This is a genomic window from Lacrimispora indolis DSM 755 (assembly GCF_000526995.1).
Lineage (GTDB): Bacteria > Bacillota > Clostridia > Lachnospirales > Lachnospiraceae > Lacrimispora > Lacrimispora indolis.
In genome coordinates this window covers 3,933,891-3,947,251 of sequence record NZ_AZUI01000001.1, presented here as the reverse complement: position 1 = coordinate 3,947,251, position 13,361 = coordinate 3,933,891, and the positions used below count along the sequence as shown (strand labels likewise).

The following is a 13,361-nucleotide window of genomic DNA, read 5'->3' as shown; positions in this document are numbered from 1 at the left end:
TAAACAAAAAAGAAAGCCCAATGGAAAGGAGGACTCCCATATGGCCAAATCCGTATATTACCAGCGTCCCGAAGACCGGTCCTTCCAGGGCAGAAAAGTGGAGGGACTGTTAGAAAACGTCGAATATTCCCTTAATTCCAATATCCGCATCTGGCACAACATTCAAACAGAAGGCTATGCCCCCCACCAGCACAGTGCATTGGAAATTCTCATACCTGTGGAACATGAATATACCGTTATCATCAACAAAAAGTCCTTCACCTTACAGCCGGGCGACATTCTCTTTATCCCCCGTTTTTCCATCCATGAGATACTTCCGGCGTCCAGCGGTTCCCGCTTCATTTATATGTTCAACATGGAGCCGCTGTCCAGCTTCTATGATTCCGCCTTTTTGGATGTGGTCCTGTTAGAACCTTGTCTTATGAATAAACAAAACCACAGCCGGATTTATGAACGCATTTATTCCGGTCTCATGGAGATCAATGACATCTATTTTCCAAGCGCGATCTTCTGGGAATATTCTATATATGCGATCCTGATCAACATCTTGACAACAATCGGCGGAGAGTACTATCATGCACTCTCCGCCAATTCACAAACCTCTCAGGAAAAACACTATGAATATTACCAAAAGTTCACAGGCCTTTTGTCCTACATTGACACCCATTACGGTGAGAATTTGACATTAGAGAAAATGGCCGCACACATAGGCTTTTCCAAATACCATTTTTCCCGCCTGTTTAAAGAACACACCAACTCTACTTTTTATGACTATTTAAGCCGTAAACGGATTCAGGCCGCTCAGGAAATGCTGCTTTCTGGTGAATCGATTACTGTAATCGCCTTTCAAACCGGTTTTAACAATCCGGCTTCCTTTAGCCGGTGCTTTAAGAAGTATACAAAATACAATCCTACCGAGTTTCGCAGCCAATTCGCCCTCTCGCCTATCCCTTAACGCCGCCCAAAGCAACACCGGCAATAATATAGCGGGAAAGAAGCAGATAAACCACAATCAGGGGAAGCACTGTTAAAGCCAGCCCCATATAAACGGAACCATATTCTGTCTTATAAATATCTCCCCGAAGCAGGCTTACCATAATAGGCATGGTATACTTCTTCTGATCCGTCAAAAGCACCAAAGGGGTAAATAAGTTGTTCCAGCTGGACACAAAGCAGAAAATAGCCTGTGTTGCAATGGCCGGTTTCATAATCGGCAAAGCGATACGGTTAAATATAAAAAACTCTCCGCCCCCGTCAATGCGGGCGGCCTGAATGATTTCCATGGACAAAGCGGGCAGCATATATTGCCTCATAAAGAACACCATAGAAGGAGAGGCAATGGCCGGTAATATGAGCATGAGGAAATTGTTAGTCATATGTATCCGGTAAACCATCTGGTAAAAACCGATCATGGTTATCTGTGCCGGAATCATCATAATTGCCATAATAAAACTGAAAAATGGTCTGCGGAATCTCCAGTTGTACACCACCAGCCCGTATGCGGTCATGTTGGAAAAATACACCGCACAAAGGGTTGCCCCCACGGAAATGATAAGGGAATTTAAAAAGCCATTGGCAGGATTAAAGCTTTTGCCCAGTAAAATGGCCAAATTCTTCATCATATATGTAGAGGGCAAAAGCGAAATTGCATGCTGCTGAATCTGTGTCGTAGATCGGGTTGCATTGATCACCATAATGTAAAACGGGGCAATGCTTAAAACCGCAAGAAAGACAGATACCACGTAAATAATGATTTTCAATACCAATGAACTGTGCTTTTTATTCATGTGTTTTCCTCCGTTCCTTCTGCATTTTTCTATATTCCCGTTCCCTTTGTCTGGTCAGCTTCTCCAGTTCGGCTTCATCCTTATCCCTCATTGCAAAAAACAGAACTGCGGATGCGGCGCAAATAATTACGAACATGATCATACTTGCGGCGGAAGCCCGATTGTATAAGTAACTGCCGCTAAATGCCTGATTGTAAATAAATACGCTGGTGGTCAAGGTGGAATTGTCCGGTCCGCCCAGTAAAAACAGCTTCGGTATATCGAACATCTGTAAGCCGCCGATCAAACTGGTTACCAATGTAAACAGCAAAATGGTCTTTAAATTGGGAAGCGTAATATAGAAAAAGGTCTGAACCCGGTTTGCCCCGTCCACTTCCGCGGATTCAAAGATTTCAGGGCTGATCCCCAGTACGCCGGAAATCAAAATGATCATGGTGTAACCATACCACATCCAGAACTGGATAAAGGATACACTTCCCCTTGCCACGGTTTTGTTGACCTGAAAATTGATTGGCTGGTCTGTAAATCCTAAAGTCATCAAAAGGTCATTGACCGGTCCCATAGGGTAGCCGATCAGGGCGTTGAACAGAATGGCGATGGTGGCTGCGGTAATAATGTTTGGCATATAAAACAGTACCTTAAACAGCCCTTTTCCTTTGATGTGGTTCCTGTTATCCGTAAACCACGCCGTTAAAACCAGGGCCAGACCAATCTGAGGAATAAAGTTGCATATCCATATGCCCAAAGTGTTCCGAAATGACTTCTGGAACGAGGGATTTGCCAAAATGTTTTTAAAGTTCAAAAAGGGGTCATCTGCCAGAAAATGAAACTTTACCATACCCAGTCCCTTGCAGTCCGTAAACCCAATGACAGCTGTAAAAATAATCGGATACAAGGAAAAAATCAGAAAAGCAAGGGTAAAGGGCAGACAAAAGATGTATCCCCATTTCGCATATCCAGAGCGCTTTCGTTTCATATCAGTTCCTCCATTCAACGCAATCGGGCGGACAAGAAGAAAAATCCCCCCTCCTGCCCGCTCAACATTATTTATTCAACGGTGATATCCAGATTATCTGCTACCTGCTGTCTGAAATCCTTAATCGCCTGTTCTCTGCTCTTGTTCCCTGCGGTGTATTCCCGCACCTGATCTCTCCAATACATGTTAATGGTTTCATCGTACTGTGTCAGGTTCGTTCCCTTTGCGAACTGGTTTGCCGGAACAAATACGTCAAACATATTCTGTCCGTTTAAGAAGTCGATAGAACCGTCGGATTTGGCCATAACCGTACCGGAAGCCACAGCGTCCTTAGTCCCCGCATCATTCATGGTTCCGTTTGCCCACATGTACTGCAAGCCGTTTTCAGAAGAATCCAGGGTGATCCACTGGATAATGTCACCAACAGCCTCTTTTACCTCAGAATCCTTATTTGCCAATACCCATGTACCGCCCCAGAAGAAGCCAATGGGAGATTCACAAACCGCCCAGTCTCCAAAGGTTCCTTCTCCGATCTTTTCGCCGCCGGAATTAGGAGCCATAACATAATTGATCAGCCACGCAGGTCCAAAGAAGCCTAAAACCGGCTTTGTTCCCTGGCCCTTCATATCCGCAAACCAGGCATCCTGCCAATCCCTGGTATCGTTATGAAATCCTTCATCCATCAACCGCTTGGACAGATCCAAAAATTCTTCCCGTTTCGGGTCAATGGTCAGCTTACCGTCCACGATCCAGCCGGTATCAGAGCTGTTCTCCACTGCGTGCCATAAATCTCCGTCTCCTGATATAATGCCGTAGCCTTTGGCTTTTAAATCCTTGGCAGCATTGAAGAATGAATCCCAGCTATTAGAGCCTCCTCCCAATTTAGCGCCGATTTCCTTCGGGTCATCGGTTCCCCAGGTATCCTTTGCAATGGAACGACGGTAGATAAAGGCACCGCCTGTGGCCTGGTATCCTAAAGCAACCAGCTTGTTATCAGGATTCGTTCCAATGTCAATGGTATACTTGGCAATGTCCGCTTCTTTTACTTCTGCAGCCACGTCAATTCCCAGGTCCTCGTAGGGCGCCGAATATTGCCTGGCATCTCCCTGCGTATATTTAAGAACAAATGCAGCTTCCGCGCAAAACAAGTCGGGCGCATCTTTCCCACCTGCCGCCAGTGCCTGATCCAGTGCCGGCTGGTAAGCACCATCCGTTGTGGCAATGATGGTAGGATTGATTTCATAATCAAAGTCCGGATGCAATTCCTTGTATTTTTCGATCATTTTAGGAACTTCATCTGTAAAGGACCAGACATTGATTACCTTTTTTCCGGCAGGTCCCTCAGCTTCTGCTTTTTCTGCAGATTCGCTCTTTGCTCCCGTTTCCGCAGATTCATTCTTAACTCCCGTTTCTGCGGATCCGCCTTTTGCTCCGCTGTTACACCCCGATAACATTCCCGCCAGCACACATGCGCCTGCCAGCAATAAAAACCGCTTTTTCATGTTCATTCCTCCTCCTTTTCATAATCAGCAAAAAACTTTATGTATTGATTTGTAAATTCAGTGTATCATACAAGATGTCTTTTCGCCCTACAAATCTTGCTTTTTAATGTACAGAAATTGCTTTATGATATAAAATTATTGCTTTAGTTTATGGAGGTTTTTTTTTACATAACATAATTTTTTTGTGTATTTATATTTATTAAACTCTATTTCTATAAATTTCTATATTTATTTTGTCTTTAAAAATCTGGTTTTCCATATTCTTATATAGCAAGAAATGCGCTGAGTTTCCATGAAACCTAAAAATTTGATATAAGAAAGCTGTTTTTAAAACAAAAAAGCACTTTCTGCCAATTATATGGCGGAAAATGCTTTTTTAAAGTTTTATTGAATGATTGCTGCCTGACAATTTACTGCCGGCTGCTGTACCTCCAGGGATTTGTTGTAAAAATAACGGATGACATCCTTACGGGTAATGATTCCGATAAAATTCTTTTGGTCATCCACAACCGGTACAAAATTTTGGTTTAATGCCTTATCAATCAGATCTTCCATATTGGAATCCGCGTACACCGGACGGTTATCTGACCTTCTGTCAAGAGCAGCTACCGTTACCTGTTCCGCTTCCTTTAAGCTAAGATTGAATTTGTTCTTGATTCCCCAAAGCATGTCCCCTTCGGTTATTGTCCCTACATATTTACCCCGTCTGTTTATAACGGGTACTGCGGAGTATTTGTGATACTCCATTTTCTCAAGCGCCTGGCGCAGAGATTCATCCTCAAAAATATAAGCCACCTCATTCTTAGGTGTTAAAAAAAACAGTATGTTCATAGCCACACTCCCCGTTGATTCTAGTGAAGGCAACAAGCCAAGGCCAAGCGAACCTGACTTTGGCGACTGCCCACTGGTTCAGATACTCCGCAGATTGCTGCGGGTATTTGACAGATCGGTTATAGTATAGCAGATGAGTCTTAATCACGTATGAACATTTTATTATTTTTTTATAACATTTTCCTGAGATTTCCTATGAGAGCTTACTGCATATAATCCAGAGGATCAATGGCCTTATCATTAAGGGTTAATTCAAAGAATACGTTAGATCCTTCTATGGAATAATACTTGGTAGGCTCAGCCACATAGCCTAAGACCTGCCCTTCTGTCACGTATTCATTTTCCACTACCTGCAGCTCTTTTAACTGTCCGCAGATCGCTGTATAGTTGTTGCCCATATTTAAGACAACGTAGCTTCCAATTTCTTCATTGGAGCCTACTTCCTGCACCTTTGCATTGGCAGGTGCCACAACCGGAGTACTTACATCACCCTGGATCACAAGCCCTGGATTGCATTTATACTGATCCAGAGTTGGGAAATAAATGGTGGACTCCATGCTGTAGTCCAAAATGACATTTCCGCGTATAGGCCAGGTCATTCTGGTGGCATCACTAAAATTAAGCACCAGAGACGTTGCCGCGCTCTTGTCTGTCCCGGCCTTTACTGCCGGAGCTTTTGTTTCCTGCTCTGCAGTGGCTTTATTGGAATCAGCCGCCTGCAATTCCTCTTCCATATTCTGCGTTGCACTTGACTCTCCTGCAACTGCCACTTGTGTTTCCTGGGGGATAGATTCTTCAACAATCATATTGCTCTGATCCGGCACTTGCAGATAAGGGCTCTCTCCTCCACCATTTCCTCTTTGAACGGTAATGACTCCTGCTGCAGCTACTATAGTCAGCAGGCCTAGAACCAACAGGACAAGGAATACTTTATCCTTGAACAATTGACTTATTTTCTCCTTCACGTTTATCACCTCGATAATATTCTTACCAAGAGTGAAAGAGTTATTCAGAAATTAAAACAATATTTTTATAAAAATAAGGGAGAATTTGTTCCGCAGTCCATCCTTCCTCTGCTTTGCATTTGGCTCCGTACTGACTCATGCCGTATCCATGCCCGATCCCCTGGCAGATCACCCGGACTCCCCCTTCGTATTCCTCAAATCCATAGGATGAGGATGGCAGCCCCAGGACTCGCTGGATCTCTTCTCCCGTATAAACCCTGGTGCCGATCTGGATCTGTCCCACATATCCTCCCTCTTCCCGGAGAATGATCTGGATGCTTCCTGGAATCTGATCCGCATTTACAGGCACATCACCGGAGATCTGATTGATCTTTTCCGCGAAATCCTCTTTTTTGTAAGCAGTCACATTGAGAAAGCCTTCCGCTTCCACATCCCTGGGGCAGGAAACCGGCTGCAGATAGGGATGGTTTTCATCTCCTGTCCTGGTTTTTCCTGTGCTGGCCCGGTGAAATAAGGGATCAATGAGCTTACCGTCATACATCATAACCATTTTAGCCGTAGACCGGACCGCATTCTCCACTGCCTGATAGCTGGCGACAAAGGCTTCGCTCCCCCACAGCTTTTCCATCTGCTGCTGCTCTAAATACTCCATATGAAGCTCTGATTCCTTCACTTCATTCTGTCCGTTCATTTTTCCGTAAATGTATGTCCTGGCAATGACCGCCTGGGCCCTGAGAGCTTCCCTTCCATAATCCGCCGGCATCTGCTTTGCCACCACGCCGGGCAGATATTCTTCCACATCCATATAAGATTCGCCGTTTTTCCGGTCCAGAAGGATCTTCTTTCCGCTGGTGACAATAGGAACGTTTTTTCTCTCCTCAATCTTACCGGTCCAAGCCAGAGTTATTATATATGGAAACAACAGCGCAAGGATACACGCCATAACCGCTTTTTTTATCATTCTGAATCACCGCCCTTTCCTTACTGAAACCCTTGTTCAATATATGCAAAAAAACGCCCCGGAATCACTTCCGGAGCGTTTTTACAATCTTACTCTTCTTCCAGCTCTACTTTTACCTTTTCTAAGTGCCAGATATCTGCTACATATTCTTCAATTGTGCGGTCTGATGTAAACTTGCCGCTGCAGGCAACATTTAAGATGGCTGCCTTTGCCCACCAGGCTTCATCCCGGTACGCCTGGTCTACCCGGCGCTGTGCCTCCGCATAGGAAGGAAAGTCCTTTAAAATAAAGTACGTATCCGCACGGTCACTGCTCTGGGTATTTAATAAGGAATTATAAATATCGCGGAACAGTTCCGGGTTCTGAGGAGAGTAATAGCCGTTGATCAGCTGCATCAGCACTCTGCGTATCTCATAGTTATTATTGAAGATTTCCATGGGATTATATCCGCCTTCATTCTCGTAACGGATCACCTCGTCGGAAGACATACCAAAGATAAAGGCATTCTCCGCTCCCACTTCCTCTACGATTTCCACATTGGCTCCATCCATGGTTCCAAGAGTCAGGGCACCGTTTAGCATGAATTTCATATTTCCGGTGCCGGAAGCTTCTTTGCTGGCCGTGGATATCTGCTCGCTGACATCTGCAGCCGCAAAGATGATCTCAGCGTTGGATACCTTATAATCCTCAATGAAAACCACCTTAATTTTGCCGCCGATGCTTCTGTCATTGTTGATGACATCGGCCACCGCATTGATCAGCTTAATGGTCAGCTTTGCCCGCTTATAACCGGCCGCCGCCTTTGCACCGAACAAAAAGGTTCTGGGAACCATGTCAAGGTTTGGGTTATCCTTCAGCTGATTGTACAAATACATTACATGGAGGATGTTCATCAGCTGCCGCTTATATTCATGGAGCCGTTTTACCTGCACATCAAACATGGATCTTGGATCCACATCAATGCCGTTGTGCTCTTTGATGTATTTTGCAAGGCGCACCTTGTTCTGGTATTTGATGTCCATGAATTCCTGCCTGCACCTGGGGTCATCCGCATAAACTGCCAGACGGTGGATGTGAGGCAGGCTGGTGATCCAGTCGCTGCCGATCTTTTTTGTGACCCAGCCCGCCAAAAGCGGATTACCGTGAAGAAGGAACCGCCTCTGGGTGATGCCGTTGGTCTTGTTGTTGAATTTATCCGGCATCATCTGGTAAAAATCCCTTAATTCCTGATTCTTTAAAATCTCTGTGTGAAGCCTGGCAACGCCGTTTACCGAGAAGCCTCCCACAATGGCCAGATTAGCCATGCGGACCTGGCCGTCATAAACAATGGACATTTTGCGCAGCTTTTCCTGGTTGCCCGGATACATCTCCATGATCTTTTGCTGGAATCTGCGGTTGATCTCTTCCACGATCTGGTAGATTCTTGGAAGCAGTCTGGAGAACAGCTCAATGGGCCATTTTTCCAGGGCTTCCGACATGATGGTGTGGTTCGTATAGGCACAGGTCTTTGTGGTGATCTCCCATGCTTCATCCCAGCTTAAGCCGTAGTCATCAAGAAGGATCCTCATAAGCTCAGGGACCGCTACGGTTGGATGGGTGTCATTCAGCTGGAAAACCGTCTTTTCGTAGAATGTATGTATGTCGTCATGCTTTTCCATGTACTTCATGACCGCTCTCTGGACACTGGCGGAAATGAAGAAGTACTGCTGTTTCAGACGAAGCTCTTTTCCTGCATAGTGGTTATCGTTGGGGTAAAGGACCTCTACAATGGTTTTAGCCAGATTTTCCTGTTCCACGGCCTTTTGATAATCGCCCCTGTCAAAGGAATCCAGGCTGAAGGTATTGATGGCCTGGGCATCCCAGATCCTTAAAGTGTTCACCACATTGTTTCCGTATCCAACGATGGGCATGTCATAGGGAACAGCCAGGACAGACTGGTATCCCTCCTGGACAAAGCGTTCCTTTCCGTCTTCCCAGACAGTATTCACATAGCCCCCGAATTTTACCTCAGTGGCATATTCTCCTCTGCGAAGCTCAAAAGGATAGCCGTTCTTCAGCCAGTCATCAGGAATTTCCACCTGATATCCGCCTTCTATTTTCTGCTTGAACATGCCATAACGGTAACGGATGCCGCAGCCATAGGCCGGATATCCAAGGGTTGCCAGGGAATCCAGGAAGCAGGCCGCAAGACGGCCCAGCCCCCCGTTTCCAAGAGCAGGATCCGGCTCCTGGTCCTCAATGACATTTAAATCAAAACCCAGCTCTTCCAGAACTTCCTTTACCTCCTGCTGGGCCATAAAGCTTATGATGTTGTTGCCAAGAGCACGGCCCATGAGGAATTCCATTGACAGATAATACAAGGTCTTTACATCCTGCTTTTCGTACTCCTTATGGGTTGCGATCCATTCGTCTATGACCACATCCTTTACCGCATAGGCCACCGCCTGGTACATCTGCTCCGGAGTAGCCTCGTCAACCGTCTTGCGGAACACATTTTTCATATTAAACAGAACACTTTTTTTAAAGGTTTCCTTATCAAATCCCATACTCATTCTACAAAACCTCCTAACCGTTTACTGGAACTTTTCCACACCCAGGGTTACATTTTCGCCGTTAATGTTCCATTCTTTCACATAACCGGCCAGCGTTTCAAGGATGATGTTTTCCGCAAGTACCTCGCTCTTTACTTCTTCCTCGTGAAGCTTTAATATACCGGCAATTTTTTCATTGCCCTTGCTGTATACCACAATGTGATCCGTCACCTCAAACCCAGCTTCCTTACGCATGGTCTGGATCTTGCTGATCAGCTCACGCACAAAGCCCTCTGCCAAAAGCTGGGGTGTCAGATTGGTATCTAAAACAACGGTGATGGTATTGTCTCCCTCAGTTACATAACCTTCTGTCTGAGCCGTGTCAATGAGAAGGTCTTCCTTGGTGAGCACAACTTCGGTTCCGCCAAATGAGAAGGTAAGGGCACCTGTTTCATTTAAGGTGTCCATGGCCTCATTGCCGCTCACCTCTGAAAGAGCCTTTTTAATGTCTCCCAGCTGCTTGCCGTATTTCGGTCCAACGGTCTTTAACTGAGGTTTAAAGCTGTAGGATGTGAAATCTCTTACATCATCAGTAAATACCACCTTTTTTACGTTCAGCTCTTCCTCAATGATCTCCTGATAAAATACAGGAAGGACGTGAGGTGCTTTTACGAACATCTGGCCGATAGGCTGGCGGTTTTTTAAATTAGCCGTATTTCTGGCAGCCCGGCCCATGACTACGATTTTTAATACTTCATCCATGTCGATTTCCAGCTGCCTGTCAATATAGGCTTTGTTTGACTCCGGATAATCGCATAAGTGGATGCTCTCCGGCGCAGACTGATCCACGCTGCAGACCATGTTCTGATAGATCTCTTCCGTCATGAACGGAATGAGGGGAGCCGCGGTCTTGCTTACTGTGACAAGGGCTGTATAAAGGGTCATATAAGCGTTGATCTTATCCTGCTCCATTCCCTTTGCCCAGAAGCGTTCCCTGCTTCTGCGGACATACCAGTTGCTCATATCGTCAACAAAATCCTGAAGCGCTCTTGCCGCTTCCGGAATCTGATAGCCGGAAAGGCAGGTATCCACAGTCCCAACCAGGGTGTTCAGCTTGGAAAGAAGCCATTTGTCCATGACGGGAAGCTTATCATATTCCAGACTGTATTTTGTGGGGTCAAATTCATCAATATTCGCATAAAGCACAAAGAATGCATAGGTATTCCACAGGGTGCCCATAAATTTGCGCTGTCCTTCCATAACCGCTTTCCCGTGGAAACGGTTTGGCAGCCATGGCGCGCTGTTCACATAGAAGTACCAGCGGATGGCATCGGCACCGTAGGTTTCAAGCGCGTCAAAAGGATCTACCGCATTTCCCTTGGATTTACTCATCTTTTGCCCGTTCTCATCCTGGACATGCCCCAGAACAATTACATTTTTATATGGCGCCTTGTTGAAAATCAGAGTGGAGATGGCAAGGAGGGAGTAGAACCAGCCTCTTGTCTGGTCCACAGCCTCGGAAATAAAGTCAGCCGGGAATTGCTGCTCAAACAGCTCTTTGTTTTCAAAAGGATAATGATGCTGTGCAAATGGCATGGAACCGGAATCAAACCAGCAGTCAATCACCTCCGGCACTCTCTTCATCTGCTTTCCGCATTTTTCACAGGTAATGGTCACCTCGTCAATATATGGGCGGTGAAGCTCAATGTCTGCCGGGCAGTTGGGTGACATGGCCTTTAATTCCTCAATGCTTCCGATGGAGTGCTGATGACCGCACTGGCATTCCCACACATTTAGAGGCGTGCCCCAGTAACGGTTTCTGCTGATTCCCCAGTCCTGGACATTTTCCAGCCAGTCACCGAAACGTCCTTTTCCAATGCTTTCCGGGATCCAGTTGATGGTATTGTTGTTGCGGATCAGATCTTCCTTTACGGACGTCATCTTGATAAACCAGGATTCTCTTGCATAGTAGATGAGCGGGGTGTCGCATCTCCAGCAGTGGGGATAGCTGTGCTCAAATATAGGTGCTGAGAATAACAGCCCTCTCTCCTTTAAATCCGTTAAAATCATTGGATCTGCTTTTTTGCAGAAAATGCCTGCCCACTTGGTTTCCTCCGTCATCTCACCGGCCGCATTGACCAGCTGTACAAAGGGAAGATCATATTTTCTGCCCACCTTGGAATCATCCTCACCAAAGGCAGGAGCAATGTGTACCACGCCGGTACCGTCAGTCAGGGTGACATAATGGTCACATGTCACGTAATGTGCTTTTTTATTTGGTTTTACAAAGTCAAATAAAGGCTCGTATTCTTTATACTCCAGATCCTTTCCCTGATACCTTTCTAAAACCGTGTACTCCCCTTCCAGAACCTTTTCACAGAGAGCTTCTGCCAGATAATAGGTATAGTCTCCGTTCTGTACTTTCACATAGGTCTCATCCGGATTCACACAAAGGCCCACGTTGGAAGGAAGAGTCCAGGGAGTTGTGGTCCATGCCAGAATATAGGCTTCCTCTCCCTTTACCTTAAACCGGACAATGGCGGAATGTTCTTTTACATCCTTATACCCCTGGGCCACCTCATGGCTGGATAAGGGAGTTCCGCACCGGGGGCAGTAAGGAACGATCTTAAAGCCTTTGTACAAAAGGCCTCTTTCCCAGATCTGCTTTAATGCCCACCACTCGGATTCAATAAAATCATTTTCGTAGGTAACATATGGGTCATCCATATCAGCCCAAAAGCCAACGGTTTTTGAGAAATCTTCCCACATGCCTTTGTATTTCCAAACACTTTCCTTGCAATACTTGATAAATGGCTCCAGGCCATACTCTTCGATCTGTTCCTTGCCGTCAAGGCCCAGCATCTTTTCCACTTCCAGCTCCACCGGCAGTCCGTGGGTATCCCAGCCTGCTTTACGCGGAACGTCATAGCCCTTCATGGTACGGTATCTTGGGATCATATCCTTGATGACCCTGGTCAATACGTGCCCGATATGGGGTTTCCCATTGGCAGTGGGCGGACCGTCATAAAACGTGTAGGTTTCTGCTTCCTTGCGGTTTTCCATGCTCTTTTTGAAAATCTCATGGTCTTCCCAGAACTTTTCAACTTCTTTTTCTCGTGCGACAAAATTCAAGTCTGTAGGGACTTTTTTGTACATCTTTTGCGACCTCCATTTCTGCATATATAAAAAAAGCCCTCATCCCGTAATCAGGACGAAAGCCTCACTATATCTCCGTTACACCACCTATTACCGCATACCAGCATATGCTTTCCTTTAACGCAGAAACTACGTCCTGACCTACTGCCAAGGCTTTCGGCCGGAAACTCCGGAGTGATATTCAAACCCACGCTACTTTCGCCAGGCTTCCACCCTCCCCGGCTCTCTTTGGATTTCCCATGGTCCTACTGTCTCCATCAAAGTCTTTCTTCTTATTATGATATGGTACGGTATATTTCCGTATTTTATAATTATATGGATTTGGAAAAGAAATGTCAAGGCTAATTTGTTTTTCCTTCCGTAAGGCACAAAGGAGAACGGGTACCGAATCATATTCATGAAATTCGATACCCGTTCTACACGCTTTCATCCATTAGTTCTTAATTACCTCTCTCGTTTCGTTTTTTACTTCACGTTTTCTGGATGCTCTATATGAATTTTTTCCCGTTACCTTTCGCCTAAAACCATCTACTAATCTGAAATCTCTGCATCGTTGTTTTCATTCTACTATATTGTTATCCAGCTACCGAACAAAAATTCAATCCGGACGAATCAAAATTACCCATCAGATGAATATTTCTCTGCAGTTATA

Annotated in this window: 9 protein-coding genes; 1 reads left to right on the top strand and 8 read right to left on the bottom strand. The window is 45.6% G+C overall.

The window, feature by feature from the left end; all coding sequences use genetic code 11:
• The first annotated feature begins 40 nt into the window (after window positions 1-40).
• Window positions 41-955, top strand: a complete 915-nt coding sequence (locus tag K401_RS0118870) for an AraC family transcriptional regulator (protein ID WP_024294421.1) — start codon at window positions 41-43, stop codon at window positions 953-955.
• On the opposite strand, the gene K401_RS0118865 is transcribed toward K401_RS0118870, so the two are convergent.
• The 8 genes from K401_RS0118865 to ileS all read right to left on the bottom strand — a co-directional run bounded on the left by K401_RS0118865 (window position 945) and on the right by ileS (window position 12,709).
• Window positions 945-1,787, bottom strand: coding sequence for a carbohydrate ABC transporter permease (locus K401_RS0118865; protein WP_024294420.1), 843 nt, complete (start codon window positions 1,785-1,787; stop codon window positions 945-947). The two genes, K401_RS0118870 and K401_RS0118865, sit on opposite strands and share 11 nt — an antisense overlap.
• Window positions 1,780-2,763, bottom strand: a complete 984-nt coding sequence (locus tag K401_RS0118860) for a carbohydrate ABC transporter permease (protein ID WP_024294419.1) — start codon at window positions 2,761-2,763, stop codon at window positions 1,780-1,782. Before K401_RS0118860 ends, K401_RS0118865 begins: the two co-directional genes overlap by 8 nt.
• A 71-nt stretch (window positions 2,764-2,834) precedes the next feature.
• A complete protein-coding gene (locus K401_RS0118855) occupies window positions 2,835-4,265 on the bottom strand; it encodes an ABC transporter substrate-binding protein (RefSeq protein ID WP_024294418.1) in 1,431 nt (476 codons plus the stop codon).
• Window positions 4,266-4,649: 384 nt separating this feature from the next.
• The gene (locus K401_RS0118850; protein ID WP_024294417.1) at window positions 4,650-5,096 is read right to left on the bottom strand and encodes a CBS domain-containing protein; all 447 of its coding nucleotides are present in this window, start codon (window positions 5,094-5,096) and stop codon (window positions 4,650-4,652) included.
• Between the two features lie 203 nt (window positions 5,097-5,299).
• Window positions 5,300-6,061, bottom strand: a complete 762-nt coding sequence (locus K401_RS0118845) for a M23 family metallopeptidase (protein WP_024294416.1) — start codon at window positions 6,059-6,061, stop codon at window positions 5,300-5,302.
• A 40-nt stretch (window positions 6,062-6,101) separates the two neighbouring features.
• Window positions 6,102-7,022, bottom strand: coding sequence for a SpoIID/LytB domain-containing protein (locus tag K401_RS0118840; protein WP_024294415.1), 921 nt, complete (start codon window positions 7,020-7,022; stop codon window positions 6,102-6,104).
• An 89-nt stretch (window positions 7,023-7,111) separates the two neighbouring features.
• A complete protein-coding gene (locus tag K401_RS0118835; RefSeq protein WP_024294414.1) occupies window positions 7,112-9,574 on the bottom strand; it encodes a glycogen/starch/alpha-glucan phosphorylase in 2,463 nt (820 codons plus the stop codon).
• Window positions 9,575-9,595: 21 nt separating this feature from the next.
• Window positions 9,596-12,709 carry an isoleucine--tRNA ligase gene (ileS, locus tag K401_RS0118830; protein ID WP_024294413.1) on the bottom strand — a complete coding sequence of 1,038 codons (3,114 nt, stop codon included), beginning with the start codon at window positions 12,707-12,709 and terminating at the stop codon, window positions 9,596-9,598.
• Between the last annotated feature and the right edge of the window lie 652 nt (window positions 12,710-13,361).